Source organism: Streptomyces albipurpureus (genome assembly GCF_023701525.1).
In the GTDB taxonomy this organism is placed as follows: Bacteria; Actinomycetota; Actinomycetes; order Streptomycetales; family Streptomycetaceae; genus Streptomyces; species Streptomyces albipurpureus.
Genome location: NZ_JAMQAW010000002.1, coordinates 478998 through 497218, shown reverse-complemented (window position 1 = coordinate 497218; position 18221 = coordinate 478998). Strand labels below are relative to the sequence as shown.

At 68.6% G+C, this 18221-nt stretch carries 10 protein-coding genes; 5 read left to right on the top strand and 5 right to left on the bottom strand.

Features of this window, described 5'->3' with window-relative positions; genetic code table 11:
• Positions 1–390 precede the first annotated feature (390 nt).
• The 4 genes from NBG84_RS03160 (at position 391) to NBG84_RS03145 (ending at position 6376) form a co-directional block, all read left to right on the top strand.
• Positions 391–687, top strand: coding sequence for a hypothetical protein (locus NBG84_RS03160; RefSeq protein WP_250917668.1), 297 nt, complete (start codon positions 391–393; stop codon positions 685–687).
• An 80-nt stretch (positions 688–767) separates the two neighbouring features.
• Entirely contained in the window at positions 768–1688 is a 921-nt protein-coding gene (locus tag NBG84_RS03155) for an aegerolysin family protein (protein WP_250917667.1), read from the top strand.
• A gap of 443 nt (positions 1689–2131) precedes the next feature.
• Positions 2132–2566 (top strand): DUF6221 family protein, encoded by a 435-nt coding sequence (locus tag NBG84_RS03150; RefSeq protein WP_250917666.1) that lies wholly within the window; start codon positions 2132–2134, stop codon positions 2564–2566.
• A gap of 258 nt (positions 2567–2824) precedes the next feature.
• Positions 2825–6376 carry a WD40 repeat domain-containing protein gene (locus NBG84_RS03145; protein ID WP_250917665.1) on the top strand — a complete coding sequence of 1184 codons (3552 nt, stop codon included), beginning with the start codon at positions 2825–2827 and terminating at the stop codon, positions 6374–6376.
• Here NBG84_RS03145 and NBG84_RS40990 read toward each other — a convergent pair whose 3' ends face one another.
• The gene (locus tag NBG84_RS40990; RefSeq protein ID WP_250917664.1) at positions 6377–6676 is read right to left on the bottom strand and encodes an NIPSNAP family protein; all 300 of its coding nucleotides are present in this window, start codon (positions 6674–6676) and stop codon (positions 6377–6379) included.
• A 171-nt stretch (positions 6677–6847) separates the two neighbouring features.
• Between NBG84_RS40990 and NBG84_RS03135 the strand changes: the two genes are divergently transcribed.
• Positions 6848–7477 (top strand): MarC family protein, encoded by a 630-nt coding sequence (locus tag NBG84_RS03135; protein ID WP_250917663.1) that lies wholly within the window; start codon positions 6848–6850, stop codon positions 7475–7477.
• Positions 7478–7560: 83 nt separating this feature from the next.
• Here the strand turns inward: NBG84_RS03135 and NBG84_RS03130 are convergent, their stop codons facing one another.
• From NBG84_RS03130 to NBG84_RS03115, 4 genes are read right to left on the bottom strand one after another with little or no spacing between them, the layout of a single operon-like run.
• Positions 7561–8649, bottom strand: coding sequence for a DEAD/DEAH box helicase (locus NBG84_RS03130; protein ID WP_250917662.1), 1089 nt, complete (start codon positions 8647–8649; stop codon positions 7561–7563).
• Entirely contained in the window at positions 8646–10496 is a 1851-nt protein-coding gene (gene drmB / locus NBG84_RS03125; protein WP_250917661.1) for a DrmB family protein, read from the bottom strand. The genes NBG84_RS03130 and drmB overlap by 4 nt, the downstream gene beginning before the upstream one ends.
• A complete protein-coding gene (locus NBG84_RS03120; protein WP_250917660.1) occupies positions 10493–13618 on the bottom strand; it encodes a helicase-related protein in 3126 nt (1041 codons plus the stop codon). The genes drmB and NBG84_RS03120 overlap by 4 nt, the downstream gene beginning before the upstream one ends.
• Positions 13619–13665: 47 nt before the next feature.
• Positions 13666–17763: a sigma-70 family RNA polymerase sigma factor gene (locus NBG84_RS03115; RefSeq protein WP_250917659.1), complete on the bottom strand. Its 4098-nt coding sequence runs from the start codon at positions 17761–17763 to the stop codon at positions 13666–13668.
• Positions 17764–18221: the final 458 nt, after the last annotated feature.

Sequence of the window (18221 nt, the reverse complement as noted above, 5' to 3'; positions counted from 1 at the left end):
ACACCGGCGATGGCGTGGAGCGGTCGGACCTGGGGCGATTGGCCGATTCGCTTATCAGTGCGAGCGCCTTCGGGGGGCCCGGGGGCGGCCTGACCAGCAGGGGGAGTGGGCGGAACCCCGGCGGGCCGGTGGCATCCGGGTGCGCTGCCCCGGCGCGGCCGATGGCTGGGGCCTGACCCGGTGGTGCACCGGCCGGGTGGGGGCGGCGGTGGGCGGTCGGTCTTCGGCGACGGGGTTCTCGCAGACGACGTGGCGGGCGTTCGCCGAATCGGTGGTTCTGATCTCGTGGGCGGCCACGATGCCGCGAGGGCCGTGCCGGACGCGAGGCTTCATCCCATCAACACTGCCGGGCGACAGCCGTTCCGGCATGACGAGGGAGGAAGCCGAAGGATGAACAGACTCAGGGTTGCCGCAGTCTCCGTTCTTCTTGTGACGGCCATCGGGGCCATCTCCACGACGGCGCACGCGGCACCGGCGCCCGCCGCCGCGGTCAGCGTCCAGGAGTCGCAGCAGAGAAGCGCGCCGGGCATCCAGCAGATGCGGGACGGCGGTATGTACATCACCAACGCCGAGGCCACCGCGGTGGGAGCCATGTACGTCCTCCTGGACCTCGGCAGGCACTACCTGGTCGAACAGGTCTGGCTCCCCGGGGTCAACTACGTCCGCTACCAGGTCTGGTACTGGTAGCGGCCCCAGCACCGGCACCGGACAAGAGGAAACCCGTCGCCCACGGCGGTCCCGCCGTGTTGTTTCGAGAGGTCACCATCGTGCAATCGATCACAACCGCTCCGCGCCCCGTCCGTCTGGGCTTCGCCCGCCGCGCGGCAAGTGTCCTGGTCTCGGCGGCGATCGCCATGGCCGGCATGTCGGTGCTCGCGCCGAACGCCGCAGCCGCGGAGAAGCCGAACTCCGTGGCCACCGCGAAGTCGCCGGTCGGCGTCCAAGCCGCCCGCAGCACCAAGGTCGTGGTGGTGAACAAGACCGGCACCAATCTCCAGCGGTCCTGGACCGATCTGGCGCACGGCTGCTGGACCAACGGGGCCCTGCCGCCGGACAACATCTCCGACGACCGGACGATCTCATGGCAGAGCGAGTCATGCGGGTTTATGACCGGGACCGAGGGCACGGCCAAATACTCCCTCTCCGGCGGCGAGGTCAACTTCTACTGGAACAACCCGTACGCGGGCAGGAACAGCTATGACTGTTCGGCCCCCGCGGGCTACCGCTGCCAGGTGAGCGGCGGCGGGGGCAACAACGCGGTCGTGACCATGACCCTCACCCGCAACTGGGCTGCCAGCAGCGCACGGTCCGCCGCGGCCGGTGCTCCGTCCACCCAGGCCGCTCAGGCGGCCCGCAGCACCCATGTCACCTTCAACAACCACACGGCGAAGCCGATGATTCGCACCAACGCCTGGCTGTCCTGGGGCGTCTGGACCACCAACATGTACCCGGTGCAGTCCATCACTCCGGGCACCTCGACCTCCTGGCAGTCCGAGTCCGAGGGATTCATGACCGGGACCGAGGGCGGCGCGACCTATGTGCTCCCTGAGGTCGGCTCGGTCCACATCACCTGGAACAACCCGTACGCGGGCAGCAACAAGTACTCCTGCTCGGCCCCCAGCGGATTCCGCTGCAGCACCACCGGGGGCGGCGGTAACAACGCGTATGTGACCTTCACCCTGCGCTGATCCGCCACCCGCTCGACACCGCCCGTCCCGGGTACTTCTCCGGGCCGGGCGGCTCCCGTTTCCGCCCCCGCCCGTCCCGGCTCGGCGGACGCGCTTGAGCACGCGGGCGTTGTGCTGGGTCCCCCGATTCAGGAGGGCTTGCGGTTGCTCCGGTGTCACCCGCCGACGACGATCCGGCCCGGGACGGACCGCTGGTCCCACGCGCTCGACGATGGCCATCCCCCGATCCACCGGACCTGCTCGATTCGGGGCTGCTGACCATGGCGATGATCCGGTCGTACTCCCGGGGATCCGCGCCGTGGCGTCCTGGTGACCGTCCAGGGGTGGTGTGCCAACTCCTCAAGCGGTTCCCAGTCGGCCATTCACCCAGGGCAGACGTGCTGTTGGGCCGATCCCGGCTGAAGCCTCCGGGAGATGACCTCTCGACCAGGAGACCAGGCACAGTGTCCCGAAAACCAGGCGACGGCCCCTGGCGCATCATCGAGGACGCACCCGGGACCGGAGATCTGGTGGGGTTCCTCAAGGCCCGGTTGGACGAGGACGCCGATGCGGCCCGGCGTTGTGGTGGCGAGGAAGGCGGGGTGTGGTTCCCCCAGGGACACACCGTTGACTTCTGTCAGACCGAGCTCTCAGCGTTCCACCCCGCGATCGCGCTGCATGGGGCCCTGCACGACCCGGCCCGAGCTCTGCGCGAGGTCGAGGCCGAACTGCGCGTTCTGGACCGCCATGCCCTCAGTCCTGTCATAGGCGACCCGGAACTACCGTGGGCCCACCGCGATGACTGCCAGCTCGACGGCGACTCTGGCCATGCGATGACCTGCTCGACCTCGCTTCGGTCTACGTCCTCCATCCTGCGTTCCCCGGCGATCTTGAGGTAGCTCGGCCACGGACAGGACACGCAGCTGTGGCCAATTCGCGTCGGGCACGCTACGGCGATAGCCGGGTCAGATGAGCTGCCCAGGTAGCGCAGACGCGTCCTGGACGCGCTCGCTCCTGGACGCGGGTCGGGGCGCCGGCTTGTTCGAGTGGGCGCTGTTGAGATCGACACGGCCGCGTTCGATGATGTTCCCTTGCCGTGGCGTAGTTGAGGGGGCATTCATGCAGCAGGGGCGGGACAGGGCAACCGTGGTTGCCTTATGAGGGGGCGCATCCAACTTGCCCTACAAATCGCGTTGGTGCTCGTGGCGAGCCTGCTAGGTATCGTCACCAACTACGCCACCAATGTCGACGACGCGCCCTGGCTGTTGCGGGTCATTCAACAGGCGTCCGTACCCGCCATCGGGCTGCTCATCGTTGCCATGGTGGTGGGCCAGGTCGTCGTCTACCGGCTGGAGAACCCCGCGCCGCCACCGCTGGATTGGCCGCGTGACCGGGTTCCCTATCCTGGTCTGGACGCCTTCACCGAGGGCGATGCCGCGGTCTTCTTCGGTCGACAGGCACAGGCTCATGAACTGACGCGGCGACTGCACGCGCCCGCTGAGCGGCAAGCCGATCGGTTCCTGGTACTGGTCGGTGCATCAGGGAGCGGTAAGTCCTCACTGGTCCGCGCTGGTGTGATGCCACGGTTACGGGAACGTCGCTGGACGGTCCTGCCCGCTTTCACTCCTGGCCCCAACCCGCTTGGGGCATTGGCCTCTATGCTCTCCGCCGCCGGTGGAGGTCAGGACCCGGTGAACGCCATCCTGCGACGGCTGAGACAGGACCCGGGTGCGTTGAAGACGGAACTGTTGAGGTTGCGCGGTGGCCGTTTCCGGCGCGTACTGCTGGTCATTGACCAGTTGGAAGAGATCGTGACCCTCGCCGGTGAGCGCGAACGCGCCGAATTCCTCCAAGCGCTCCTCTCCGGTGTGGAGCAGGATATGGGCGTGCGGATGGTGGCGACCCTCCGGGTCGACTTCCTGGGGCAGCTGCTCACCACCGACCACGCCGAGTTGGTGCAGCATCCGGTCGCGATCGGTGCGATCGGCAGAAGCCAGCTGGCTCAGGTGGTGGAACGCCCGGGCGCCCTGGTGGATCTCTCCTTCGCGCCCGCGGTCGTCGAAGCGATCGTCGATGAGACCGGCGCGGATGATGCCTTGCCCTTGCTTGCCTATCTTTTGCAGGAGCTCTACTTCGCCTCGGGTCCTGGCGGGACAGTCACCCAGGAGCTGTACCAACGGCTCGGCGGCGTAGCTGGCGCACTCGCGCGGCAGGCCGACCACACCGTCGCTGAACTCGGATCGGGCGTCGGCATCGACTCGGTCCTTCGGGTACTGCTGCGCTTTGTCACCGTTCAAGGCCAGGAGGTAAGCCGCAGACGAGTTCCCCTGCTCGAACTCAGCGAGCCGGAGCGACAGGTTGTGGATGCTTTCGTGGAGGCAAGGCTACTGACCTCTAGTGCGCGCGTCGACACTCTGTCAGGGCATGCTCCCTATGCCCAGGTGACTCACGAGGCGCTGTTTCGGCAGTGGGCTCCACTGCGGCAGGAGGTTGAGGCGCGCATTGAGCAGCTGCGTGAGCGCGCCGAGTTGGAGCGCTGGGCTGAGGACTGGGAGCACTCCGGCCGCATCGATGACTATCTGCTCACGGGAGAGCGGCTTTCCCTCGCCCAGCGCTGGCTCACCGCACTGGAGGGTGCCGGTCAGGCATCGGAACCGGCACGCTCGCTGGTTCAGTACTCACAGCGACGGGATCTCGCCTATCTGCGTCGTATCTCCGAGAGCATCGGCCAATACGTGCTTGGCAGCGCCGAGAATCAGTCGGAGCGGGCAATCCTCCTCGCTTTGGCGGCACTCGGCGAATGCACAGCCACGCCCTTGGCGCGCCGCGGTCTGATGACGGCGCTCACGGCGAGTCATCTGCGTACTCGGTTGGATGGCCATACGGACACGGTCCGTCATATTGCCTGGTCCTCAGATGGTCGGCTACTCGCCACTGCCTCTCGGGACTCCACCGCGCGTATCTTCGATGCTCACTCCGGACGGCCGGTCGCCGTCCTTCCCTGTGACGGTGTCATGGTCGAGTCGGTGGCCTGGTCTCCCGATGGTTCGTTCCTCGCAACGGTCGGCCGAGACTGCGTGGTACGCATCTGGAGCACCTCATCCGGTGAGATGGTACGGCTGCTGACCGGAGCCACCGACGTGGGGCGGCAGGTCGCCTGGTCGCCCGACGGCAGCCATATCGCGGCAACCTCAAAGGACTGTGTCGTACGTGTCTGGGACGCCGTAACAGGTACTCTCACGCAGGAACTTCGCGGACACGGTGATGATGTCTGGGGCGTCTCCTGGTCACCGGAGAGCAGTCGGCTGGCAACGGCGTCCCATGACCAGAGCGTGATCGTGTGGGACTTGTCGACTGCCGCACCCGCTGTGACTCTGACCGGTCATTCGGATTTTGTTGAGGGCATTGCCTGGTCCCCGGATGGACACTCCATCGCCACCGGGTCCGGTGACCACACGGCCCGTATCTGGAACGCCCATACCGGTGCTCTGCGACTGCTCCTTCGCGGCCACACAGACTACGTTTGGAACGTGGCGTGGTCTCCGGACGGTCGGATGCTGGCCTCAGCCTCGTCGGACCGAACCGTTCGCATCGTGAGTACCGAGGACGCAAAAGTCGCCGCCGTACTCCGTGGGCACACCGACACCGTGTGGGGTGTGACCTGGTCGCCCCACGGCAAACAACTCGCCACCAGCTCGACCGATGGCACCGCGCTGGTGTGGGACCTGCGGCCCCGAGGAGCCGAGCTGGTGCAGGCCGACGGTCATACCGGACCCGTGAACCAGGGGTGCTGGTCCGCGGACGAGAGCCGTATCGCAACGGCCTCCGACGACGGAACCGTACGCTTTTGGGAGTCGACGACCGGCGCTGAGACCGGGCAAGCCCTGCATCTCGGCGATCGGGTGTGGAGTGTGGCTTGGTCCCCGGAGAGCGACCAGTTGGCGCTTAGCACCAACGATGGCGCATTCCGTGTGGTCGATGATGCAGGCCGGACCGTGTTTGAGCACCGAGGCGAGGTCATCGAGGCGTGCGCGTGGTCACCGGACGGTCGGCGGATCGCCACCGGCGGGCACGATGGCGCGGTACGTGTCTGGGCAGCGGCGGCCGGCGTAGAACTCATCGCGCTGACCGGGCATCAGGATTGGGTCGGTCGTATCGCGTGGTCACCGAGTGGGCGGATGCTCGCCAGTTCCTCCGACGACCGGACCTGTCGGCTCTGGGACGTCTCGGAGAGCCGCCAGTCCAGTGTGCTCCGCGGACACGAGAACTACGTCGACGATGTCGCTTGGTCTCCCGACGAACTGCGGGTCGCCACGGCCTCGGGAGACTGGACGACCGCGGTCTGGGAGGTGGCCACAGGGCGACGCGTTGATGTGCTGAAGGGGCATGAAGGACGTGTTCGTGCGGTTGCCTGGTCTCCCGATGGATTGTTTCTCGCCACTGGTTCCGAAGATCGAACCGTACGCATCTGGTCCACCAGCACCTTCGAGGAGATCGCTGTAGTCGGCGTTCACCAAGACAAAGTGACATCAATCGCCTGGTCTAGTGACAGCGCCCGGCTGCTCAGCTCCTCCGTCGATGGAACAGTGCGCATTTGGTCGGTGACCACTGACTTCGATCGGCTTGAAGCACATGCCCGAGAGCGGGTCTTTCGGACACTCAGCGAGGATGAGCGGCGCCAACACATGCTGCCGCTCGCCACGACATAGTCAGTACCGTTCCTCGACCGTGCGGTCGTCGGTGGTCACCAGGTAGTCGTCGGGATCGAGGCCCATCGCGGTACGGGCCGGCGAAGCCCAGTACATGGCGTTGCGCTCCGCGAAGGTTTCGGGCCCTTCGTAGGAGATGAGCCACACAAACTGGCTGCGCTCACGATCGATCCATGCCCCACCGATGGTGAACCCCAACTCCAACCGGAGCGGCACGATCTCCGCTTGCCACCTCTCCACCCACTCATCCAGCATGCCTTCACGAACGGTGTAAGTACGGAGTTGTGTTGTTCTGGTCACGGGTGGTGCCTTCCTGAAGGTTCGGCGCGATGGGGTGTGCCCAAGGTTAGGCGTCGTGGCGCCGTCGCTCTCCAGCGATGGGACCGCCGGGCCGGGATGAATCCTCCGTGGCACTCCACCACCTCGTGCCGTACCGGGCCGTGCCAGTGTCCTCGGCCTAGATTCCCGAGGGTGAACGCGCTCAGCTTCTCCGCTGCCCTGATCACCTTCGTGTCCGTCGTCGGGCCTCCGAAGGTCCTGCTCTCCTTCGCCCATCTCGCACACGTGCACCCCACCCCCCAACTCCGCAGCATCGCCTTCCTCTCGTGCGGCACCGCGATCCTCATCGGTCTGGCGACCAGCTTCACAGCGCCCTGGCTTCTGGACCTGTTCCACATCAGCGCCCCCGCTCTCCTGCTCGCGGGCGGCATCATCTTCTTCTTGTACGCCATCGGTCTGGTTCTGGGGATTCACATCGGATCGGAGACAGCGCATGAGCACGGTTCCGATGTCACCAGCGCCATGCGCGAACTCCTGGTGCCCTTCGTCGTCAGTCCCCTGGCGATGACAGCCCTGCTCATCGAGGCGACGGCGCGTTCCACCTGGGCCTGGCGCTCGACCGTGGCCGGCGCCTACATCGTCGTGATCGCGTTGGACCTGGTCTGCATCCTCTTCTTGGAGCGGGTACTTCGCGCCACCCATCACGCCACCGTCGAACTGCTCAGCCGGCTTCTGGGGCTCCTGCTCGCAGCCGTCAGCATCGACCTCGTCCTCGACGGACTGGGTGCCCTTGGTGTCCGGGTACTCGGGCACAACCCCTAGGACGTGGGGAGGCCCACCCCTGCCCCGTGCAGCAAAACGCTCCGACCCGCCCACCGCTCACCGCCAGAGTGCCCCCGCCCGCGTCACCCGCGCATCAGCGTCTGCCGGTCGATGCCCGCCAGCAGGCTGGGCTCGCGCTCGCCCGCGTACCCCAGGTGAAGGGCGTGACGGGCACGGGTCGCCAGGACGTAGTACGTCATGCGGAGCGCCGCCGAGGCGGGGTCTGTGGCCGAGTCGGTTTCGGTGTCGGGGACGATGACGGTGTCGAAGCCCAGGCCCTTGGCGCTGGCGCGGTGGACGATGACGAGGCCGGGGCGGGTGAGGTCGAGGGAACGGTATCGGCCTCCGGTGGCTTGGGCCGTGTACATCTGCGGCTTGATGTGGGGTGCCCGGCGTGCCACTCGGCTCAGGAGTTCGAACTGGGTGTGGGTGGAGTTCACGATCACACCGATGCTCTGCCGTGGGCTCTTCTGGGCGAGGGAGATCAGTAGATCGGTCACCGCCGATATGTTCGGAAGGCGGTGCAGGCGCGGAGGTGGCCCGTCCCGCGTGGGCAGCGCGGGGGGTACGACTCCGGTGTGGAAATGGGCGGCGAGCTCGGCGATCTGCTGGGTGTTGCGGTGGTTGCCGTCCACGCTGTGGTGTTCGCAGCCGCCGAGGCCGCGTTCGATCTCCGCCAGCGTTGACTGGGTGTCGGTCAGCCGTTGGCATTCGTCCGCGAACACGGTGGTGGGCACTTGGAGGAGCCGGCAGAGCCGGTAGAACGCGGGCGGTAGGTCCTGGCCCTCGTCGACGACGAGGCTGAGCTCGTCCGGGAGGTCGGTGAGGGCCGCGCGCTCGTAGAAGGCCGGCCAGTCGTACCAGCCGTCCTCGGAGCGTGGGGCGTTCGGCCCGTACCAGGCGGCCAGCCAGGAATGGGCTGTGGCCACCTTCACCCCCGGTGTGGGAAGGCCGAGAACGGTTACCACCGGTGTCAGCGACTGCCGCAGCAGATTGGATCGGGTGAGCAGGACGACCGGGGTGCCGGTGAGGGCCAGCATCAGGGCCCGTTGTGCCGCCAGCAGGCTCTTGCCACTGCCGGGCGGCCCGTCCACCAGATGGTTCCCGGCGAAGGGGAGGGCGAGGAGCAACCGCCGTTGTGCCGGGGTGAGGTCGAGATAGTTCAGTGTCATGGCGCGTTCCCCTCCAGGGCCGCTGCCGCTCGCGCGGCGGCGACCAGCGGCTCGAAGTAGCCGGGAACGCCCGCGCCTCCGACCACCAGGGCCCGGTCGAGGAGGGTGTTGCCCGTTTCGCAGCTTGTCTCCGGTAGCAGTGCGCAGGCGTGGCAGGCGGCCCGATTGAGATTGCCGAAGCCCTGGCCGGCGTGTTCCGTGCAGAGCGGGTCCGCCGAACACCAGGCGGCGGTCTCGGCCATCCTCAGCAGTGTCTCGGCCAGTCGCGGTGGTTCGCCCTGCTGGACCAGGCCGCCCAGGGTGCCTTCGGCATCACCGGCGGCCGTGTACACCAGGATGCCGTACTGGTCGTGCTCCGGCCTGGCGTAGACGCGTTCGCGCAGGCTCGCCGTGGTGTAGCCGGACTCGAAGGAGAGTTGGCGGATGAGGAGATGGGCCAGGGTGTGCAGGAGGACGAAGCGAGGTGAGAGCTCCACCCCGGTGTGTGCCTGCAACCGGTCCTGCTGGAAGGAGCGGCCCAGGTCGGCGGCGATGCCGTTCACTCGTGCGCGTACCAGTGCCTGCTGCTCCCACCCGGTCAGCGCCTCGTGGTCCAGGGTGAGGAAGAGTCCCTCGCCGAACACTTCGACCGCCGGCAGCCAGCGCAGCCTTCCGGAGGTGTCGGCGGGGACGACCGCGGCGTCCGGAGAGACCCGGCTGAAGCCCGACAGCGCACGCACCTCGCGCAGCCGATCGGCGAGGACCACCCGGTCGGTGAGCCGGTGCAGCCCTGCCCAGGGTTCGGCGGTCTCGGTGGCAAGGCCAAGGCTGGATTCGCGCAGGCTGAAGTCACGGTTCAGGGGTGGCACCGGGGCGATGAAGGCCGCCCACTCCTCCCGGCTGAGGTCCGGACGGGCGGGCAGCGCGGCGGTGTTGCCTTCCGTGCCCGACGGCTCGGACACACCGGTCTCCTCGGTCAGCAACGCGTCGAGCAGGGCGTCATCCGCCTGGGTGTCCTCTTTGATCATCTGCCGGAAGATCTCGGCACGGGGTGTGCCGGCGACCCTGACCAGCGGAATCCAGTAGTCGCTGGCGCGTACCCGTTCGGCCACCGCGTCATCGGTCAACGCCGGCACGTCGGCCTCCGGAATGGACAGGGCGGAGTGCACCAACGGGTAGTACAGATTGCCCGCGGTCCGCTGCACCACCTGCACGGGCTTGGTGCAGTCCACTGCCTCGCCCACCCGCTGCCACGGGTTGCGTCCCGCGCACCGCACGCCATGCGTCCCCAGGACGTCCAGCAGATCGCGGGTGGCGCCGCAGCCCGGGGCCGTGCAGGTGACGGAGAGGGCCTCCAGTCCGGCCGATCGTTCGGAGACCCGGAAACGCAGCTTCTCCCGTGAGCCGCAGCTCTGCCGCGCGGCCGCGTCATGCCGGGCGTGGGCCCAGAACCACCAGTCCACGTCGCCGAGGTGCCCACCGGCGCAGATCTGTACGAATCGCATGGGGGCCAGTCGGCGCACCGGGGAGCAGTTGGAGCAGCGCGGCGGCATACCGGGCTTCTCATCGCCGATCCGCCAGCGGATCATGCGCCGACAGGAGCCGCAGAACAGCCAGGCGGGGAAGCGGATGTAGGGCGCGCCGGGAGCGTCCGGCCGGTCATAGCGGTCATTGAGGGTGGCGGGCGCCGAGTAGAACCCGCTCACCCCGAGCCGGGCGGCCAGCCGTGCCGAGTCCACGGGCTGGCGCGACCTGGGCCAGTCACCGATGCCCGTGGCGACGAACGACTCACCCTGGATGTCGAAGACCGCCCCGACGCCGAACGGCAGCACCGTCTGCGCCTGACGGACTCGCAGTGTGCGCTTCACAGGTCGGCTCCCTTCACCGTCACCTGGCACTCACGGTCGACACTGCGCATCGAGTGCGGTGTCTCCCAGAGGCCGCCGTGCTGTTCGAAGTTCTTGAGTAGATGGTGTTGGCCCTTGCCCTGGCTTCGGTAGTGCAGCTCCTTGCCCTCGCTGCGGGCCTGGTGCGCCGCCTGTTGCCAGGAGTCCAGCAGTTCGGCCACCTCGGCCCTGACGTCGTCCATGGCGCGCGGGTCGCCGGCCGCCGCCCTACGAACCAGCAGCTCGCTCAGCTTCTGTGCCTCGGGCATCAGATCGACCAGATCCCCCGCCCGGTTCTCGGCCGCGAGACCGAGCCGGTGGCGTACGAGGATCACCAGCGCCGCATGGAGAGCGCGGCGGCGCGAGGGAACCGACCAGGGGGTGACGCTGGTGGGCTCGACATGCCGGTACAGGGCCTGGTGGTAGTCGCCGAAGGTCTCGTAGTGGGAGCGGTCCCGGGGACGCGTCGCGTTGAAGAAGGCCACCACGAGACCGGGGACGCGGTGTCGGCCCACCCGGCTGGTCGCCTGGATGTACTCGGCGGTCGTCTTGGGCTGCCCCTGCATCAGCATCAGGGCGAGCCGTTTGACGTCCACCCCGACCGACAGCATGTTGGTGCAGGGCAGGAAGGACACCGAAGCGGGGTCCGTCCACGGCTTCTCCAACCGGTCGAGAAGGACGGGCTGCTCGGCGCGGGCCAGATTGCTGGTCAGCTCCTGCACCTGGTCATCGATCAACTCCCGGCTGCCGAGACCGCGGTCAAGACCCAGCAGCTGGGCCGGGATGTCATCGGCCGCCGCGGTGACGGTACGGCCCAGCTCACGAAGGCTGTGGTGGTAGGCCACCAGAGTCCAGTAGGCGTCCCGGTGCTCCTCGGGTAGTTCCCACGCACCCTGGAGCATGGCGGCCGCGGTGGAGACCGCCGCACGTCCCGCGGTGTGCCCCTGGGCCATCACACCGAGGTAGCGGCGACCTGGGCGCGAGGTGTCCGGCTCGGCGAAGTAGGAGTGCCGTGCGTCGAGCCCCGCCGGTGGGAAGAGCTGCACCTCGGTGCCGTAGAGGGCCCGCACCTGCTCCCCGGATCTGCGGATCGTCGCCGTGGAGGCCACCACCTTGGGGCCGACCCCGTCGCCCCGCTCACACAGGCTCAGGATCGCCGACTCATACAGCCCCACGGTGGTCCCGAGCGGTCCGGTGAGCAGATGCAGCTCGTCCTGGATGACCAGTGTGGGCGGTTCGGTGCCAGTGCCGACCCCGAACAGCCGCCCCGCACGGGGCTCCCAGGCCAGCCGGGCGAACTTGTCGACGGTACCCAGCACAAAGGTCGGCGGCCGATCGTAGAGCTGCTGGTCGACGACGGCGACGGGCAACTCGTCGTGGAAGGCGCAGCTCTCGCGGGGGCAGAAGAACCCGAAGGAGTCGGCGGTGGCACGGATGCCGTAGTCGGCGATGTCGGCGGAGTGCCGGGCGGGGAGCACCCGGGTGCCGCACCACGGGCAGCGGTCCAGAATGAACACATCGTCCGGGTGGACCGCGGCCCGCACCTCGTCGAACGCGGTGACCGCACCCTCATAGGAGTTGGGCGAGGTCGCCTCACCCACCCACAGCCCGATCGAGAACGGCTCTTCGCCGTACCGGCCGGGATCGGCGCGACGCAGGGTCTCCAGGGCGCACACGGTGGTCGCGGCCCGTTGGAACTGCTGGGTGGTCAGCAGGCTCAGCGTGTAGCGGCTGAGCACCGCTGTGCCACCGCCATCGGGCCGCTCCCGACGCAGCAGCATCACAAACGCGGCGAGCAGCAGATAGGCCTCCGTCTTACCGCCACCGGTGGGGAACCAGATCAGATCGGTCATGGCCCGATCCGGGTGGTGCGGGTCGGCCACTCCGTCCAACGCGAGGAGGAAGAAGGCCAGCTGGAACGGGCGCCAAGCGGCCTGAGGGTCCGGCGCGGGCTTGATGAGCATCGCCTCCCGCCGGGGTCGTCGCTCACCTGCCTGGTCGGCCGCGGAGTGCCGCATCTGCAGGGCCATGGCGAGATTGGCGGTGCGGAACGCCGCCAGGAGTTCCGGGCGGGCGGGGTCGCAGAGCGTCTCCACCCCGGCTTCGATACGTGCCAGGGCCGCGCTGACCCGGCCGAGAACGCGATCGGCGGCCTGCCGCCCCCACTGCGGCACCTCGATGCGGCACTGTGCCTCGTACCAGGTGCGGTAGTCGGCCGTGAACGCCAGCAGCTCCCGCCGCAGCTGCCCCACCGGCAGGGTCGCGTCCGCCAGATGGAGCACCTTGAGCACGGAGGCACCGGTGAACCCGGCCGCGCGGGTGGCCGGCACCTCGGCTTCCGGCATGACGGCGGCGCGCAACCCGCTGACCCCGGGTCCGTTGTCGTACTCCTCCTCCACCGCGCAGCCGTGCCCGACGGCGTGGGTGCGCACATGGCGGTACTGGAGGCGTAGTTCCTGCTCCTCCAGATCGCGGCTGGCCAGCCGAACGCTGGGGTACTGCAACACCCGGCCGCCATCGAGCGGCCGGGCGCTCAGCGCCACCTGGAACAGCATCCGGTCCCACTGGGCGGACCTGCCGAGCGCCGCTTCGGTCCGGGCGGAGTTCACCAGCGCGACGGTCACCAACTGGCCCGAGCCCAGCGGCCGGCGCCGCAGTCTGATCTCCGCCCGGCCGTCGAGAACCGGAACCAGCTCGTCGTCCGGGCCGATCCGCAGGGTCTCCGTGTGCAGCGGAACACGCTGCCAGCGCCGCCGCTGGGTCCCTTCGGTCGGCAGTGTGCGGTAGTGGGCACCGCCGCAGCTGACCTCGATGAGGTCGGCGTCCGTGTAGAAGCTGAAACCGAGCGATGAGGGAAGCCACGCGTTGGACTCCGGTACGGGGTCGTTCACGGGCCGGGTGTCGACAGCCGGCCCCTCCGTGCCCGGCCCGTCCGGCTCCTCGGCGGCGAACGCCAACTGCTTCTGGAGGTCGGCGTCCTGGGCGTACAGGGTGCCCAGCAGATACTCCCGGTCGGGCGGCACATCGAGGATCTCGTCCTCGGCGTGAGCGGGTCCCACCAGTCGGCGGCGGAGATAGTCGACGAGTTCTTGCCTGGGGTCCATCGGGTTCCTCGCAGATACGGAAGGCGGCGCCGGGGCAGGCTGGACGGCTAGTTGCGGCGCCAGGGATCGTCCAACTGCCCGGGATCGGGTTGATCGGCCCGCCGCACCGGCCCGGGACCGTGGTGGAGTGCCTCCAGCTGGGTCTGGAGTTCGGTGATGCGCACACCCGAGTCGAACTCGATCTGGGCGATGCGATCAGCCGCCTGCCGCTCGGCCTTGGCGATCTGCTGGAGAGCCCAACGCCTGACCGCCTGCACATGCAACTCCGCCTGCTGAGCGGTCTGGGACGGCCGCTGGTCGTGCCGGGCGGCGAGGTCGGCCTCCGCCTTGCGGAGTTGGTCTTCGAGTGCGCTGATCCGAGCCGCCGACTCCGCCTGGGACTGGATGAGCTCGTCGGTCACCTCTTCGGCCCGCCGCTGGGCGTCCGCCAGGCTGAGCTCGGCTTCGGCCGCCCAGTCGTCCGAGCGATGGGCCGTCTGCAACTGCTGCTGGTACTGGTCGTGCAGCTGGCTCAACTGTTCCTCGGCGCGGTGGCGCAGTGACCTCTCCTGGCGGCGCAGTGCCAGGTCCACCCGCTTCAGGAGTACGGACTCCAGCTCGTCGAGTCGGCTCTCCACGCCCTGCTGTGCGACACCCGACGGGAGTCGGGCGTTGCGGCGCTCGGCTTCGAGGTCACGCGTGTGGTCCGCCCGGAGCCTGCGCTCGCTCGCCTCGTGCGCACGGCGCAGCTGATCGAGACGCCGCTCGTACTCCGCGCGGTCCCGCTCGCGCTGGGCTGCCAACTCCCGCTCGTGCTCCGCGACCGTGAGCGACGGCGGCGGGGTGGCCCGCGGTGTCGACCCTATGCCGTGCCCAGCGGTCTCCGATTCCCGCGGAAGGGCCCCCAAGCCCTGCGCAGCGGTCTCCGATTCCCGCGGAGCTCCTTGCTCCGGGCTCCGCGCATCGACCCCGGCCCTCGGCGCGGGCGAAGTCGCTCGCTGCCCCTCGGCCAACTGCTCCAGCTCGGGCCCCGCCCCCGCGTCCACCGCCGTTTCCTCCCCAGCGGCCTCGGTCCCGGCTTCGTCCACGGGTTCGTCCACCATCTCGCTGTTTCCCCGCACCGCTGGCGTCTGCGCTGGCGCGGGCTGTACGGGGTGGGCGTGGGGTACGGGGTGTACGGGGGGTGGTTCGGCTGCCGCAGGGGTGGCCCGGAGTGTGGCTTGTGCCGGTTCTTCGAGCCGGGGCGGCGCGGGCACGGCCAGCGGGCCCGGCTCCGGGCCTGTTTCCAAGCCGCTCTCCGTACTCGTCTCCGGGTGGGTGTCCGCGCCCGCTGCCGAACCGGTGGCCGTGGAACCGGTCGCCGAGCCATTTCCGGCCCTCAGACCGGTCGCCGAACCGGCCCCGGTCTCCGGCTCGTCGTAACCCGGGACCAGTGTGGCGGAGAACTCGCGCAGTGCGTCTCGCACCGCGATGCGGGACTCTCCTGCGATCAGCGGACGCTCGGCGAGGTACTGCCGAGGGGTGGCCCCGTTCAGCACCTGGCTGGGGCGTTCGAAGAACTCTTCGGGGCGGAGCCCGGCGTCCTTGAGGGTGTCCAGGACCCTGCGCAACACTTCGAGTGCCGCGATCACCGGACGATCCGCCAACCGCCCACCCCAGACGGCTGCGACGACATCGTCCGAGGCCTGCTGACCGAGGACGACGGCCAGCTGGAGATGACCGAGGGCCAACAAGGAGTACTTGGCGAGCCAGACCACCCCGTTGTTGGACCGGGCCTCCAGTCGAATGGCCTGCTCCCAGTTCGCGGTGTACTGGGGCACGTCCTTGCCTGCCTCCCCTTCCACTCGGAGCACTCCCTCCCGTTCGGCCGGCCCGGCGTCAACCGGCTCCGGCGCTGAGTCAACACGGCCATCGTGACCAGGACGGTCATCGCCATCAACACGCTCGTCACGAGCACCACGGTCGTCATGGTCATCGCTGTCCGGCATGGCGCTGCTCCTGTCCGGCACGGCGGTACTCCTGTTCGGCACCGGCACCGCGACTGGCACCGCACCATCCTGTACGGCACCCTGCGTCTCCCGCACGGTTCCGTCCGGCGTATCCGCGACGGCCGCAGCGTCACCCGGCGCAGCCCCGTCCGGTACGGAGTCGTCGACGGCGCCCTCGGCCGGTGCGGGGCGAGCGTGGTTCTCGCCGGTGGGTGGGGGAGTCCCCACCACCGCGAGGGGCGCGGGCTCCGGCGACGTGGCCACGGCAGCCGTGTGCGCGTACTCCGGCGCCGGGGGAACCTCGACGGGGGAGCCGGCGCCGACGAAGTCCCCGGCCGGGACATGGGCCGTGCCGTGGGTCAGGACCTGGTCCGTGGCCTGGTCCGTGGCTTGCTCTGGGGGTACGACGAGGTCTTCGACGGGGCCGCGGGGTACCGGCGGCCGGGTAACCGGTCGGCGCAGCACCGAGGGGTGGCGGGCCTGGGTACGCGGGCGCCATGGGCGTCTCCGCGGCTCGGGAGGCTCGTGATGTCCTGGTCCGATCCCCATGGGGGGCAGCAGCTCACGCAGTAGGTCGACGGCCTTTCTCTCCAACTGTCGGATGCGCTCCCTGGTGACACCGAACTCCTGGCCCAACTCCTCCAGCGTGGCCTTGTCATCGCCGTCGAACCCGGTGCGGCGCACCAGGATGCGCTCGGCTCGATGCCCGAGGGACCTCAGCACGGTCTGGAGGAACTCGTGTTGCGTGTCCTGGATGACCAGCGACTCCACCGAGGGCAGCGGACGGGCCAGGGCCACCAGCTCGCCCAGATGCGTACCGTCGCCGATCACTCGGTCCAGCGAGTCCGTACGCTGGCTGAGCCGTCGTATCTCCTCCACCTTGGGTACGGTCAGATCACAGGCCACCGCCACCGCGGCGGCGCTCGCGGAACGGCCCTGCGAGTAGAGATCCCGCTCCGCCACCGCCACCCTGCGCATGACCTCATGGAGGTGGACCGGGATCCGGATGACGGTTCCCTCGTCCGCGATGGCCCGGTTGATGGACTGCCGGACCCACCAGGTCGCATAGGTGGAGAACTTGTAGCCCATGGTGGGATTGAACTTGACCGCCGCCCGTATCAGGCCGAACATCCCGTGCTGGGCCAGGTCATCGAATTCGAGGCCCTGTTCCAGTTGGCGAGAAGCGATCTTGTGCACCAGACCGGTGTTGTGAACCACCAGACAGTTACGGGCGGCGAGCCGGATGTCCGTGGGGGGAAGGGCGGCGATTTCGCTCTCGGTGGGCTGGCTGGAGACCGCCGCCTCGCCACCGCGTATCAGCACCGCAAGCCCGACCTCTTCCAGTGCGGTCAGTAGGCGCTTGCCCGGCCGGGTGGTGAAGCGGTCCCTCTCCATGACGGCGAGTGCGGCGGCAACCGCTCGGCCCAGGTCACTGGCCTGCCCTGCCTTCCCTGCCTTCCCGGCAGCGTCAGAATCAGCGTCAGAATCAGCGCCGGACACAGCGCCGGACACAGCGCCGGACACAGCGCCGGACACAGCGTCAGAATCAGCGCTGGAAGCAGACCCGGAAGCAGACTCGGAAGCAGAGCCAGAGGCAGGATCAAAGCCGGAAGGAAAGCCAGTGCCCGTGTCGGCGTCCGAGTGAGCTTCGGAGCCCTGCCCAGGGGCCGTACCTTGGCCCGACCCCGTACCCGCAGCGGTGCTCTCATCCGCCCCCGCTCCGCCCTCCTCCACCGCGCCCAGGTCCCCTGCGTCAGGAAGATCCGTCTTCGTGGATTCCTGGAGCAGCCGAAACTCCCGACTGTCCAGCCCCGCCAGCCGTGCCACCCCTTCGATCGTCCGCACGCTGACGCGGCCCTGTTCGTCGACATATCGTCCGAGCAGCGCACGGGCCGCGGCGATCCGTTCCGATCCCTCGTCTTGTACAACCATTCGTGATGGTTGCGTGTCCCCTTGGGTATGCGCCCCGATCTGTCGGACCGTCAGTCCCATCCGCGCCAGTTCGGCCCGCAGCCGGATCTGTTCGGCCTTCCCCAGTCCGATGGCCTCGGTCGCGGTGGTGAAGGTGTCTTCGGGGACCACGCCCTCCACCGCCTCGCGCACCAGTTGCGCGTAGAGCTCGCCCAGCGCCTTCCGGAGTTCCGGAGCGCCCCGCCCTTCAGCTGTGGCCTCAGTCATGACCCCCACCCCCGTGTCGCACGATCCGCCCCATCGTCCACCCGACCCGCGCCCGGCTCCCCGGAGCGGAACCCCCAGCGCATGGCTAAACGCTAAAGAAGTGCGTTGACATTGTCAACATACTCTCACGTTCGGTGGATTGGCTCTCTGTGTACACTGGCTGCCGTAGCGGCGCCGGGCTGTCCCTAGCGAGGGCACGCTCTGCCACCCATGGGTGAGGTGGGTGTTACCGCTTGGGGTGGGCCCGTCGGGCCTGGGCGGACCCACACAAGACGTGCGGAAGCAGGGAGCGGCAGTGAGCGAACGGCTGATCGGGGGCCGGGTCCGGGTGATGGGAGCCATCGGAGCCGGAAACCCCGAGAAGTGAGAGTGGTTGCCGCAGTAGCCACAAATCGGCGTGGGTAGATCGCTTGGCGGTCTATCTCGACGCAGTGCAGGATCAAGAGTGTGAAGTCGGC

Bases quoted from the DNA above. Each gene is read 5' to 3' on its own strand.
- NBG84_RS03130 (WP_250917662.1), bottom strand. From the start codon at position 8,649: ATGACACTGAACTATCTCGACCTCACCCCGGCACAACGGCGGTTGCTC.
- NBG84_RS03120 (WP_250917660.1), bottom strand. From the start codon at position 13,618: ATGGACCCCAGGCAAGAACTCGTCGACTATCTCCGCCGCCGACTGGTG.
- NBG84_RS03160 (WP_250917668.1), top strand. From the start codon at position 391: ATGAACAGACTCAGGGTTGCCGCAGTCTCCGTTCTTCTTGTGACGGCC.
- NBG84_RS03145 (WP_250917665.1), top strand. From the start codon at position 2,825: ATGAGGGGGCGCATCCAACTTGCCCTACAAATCGCGTTGGTGCTCGTG.
- NBG84_RS03115 (WP_250917659.1), bottom strand. From the start codon at position 17,763: ATGACTGAGGCCACAGCTGAAGGGCGGGGCGCTCCGGAACTCCGGAAG.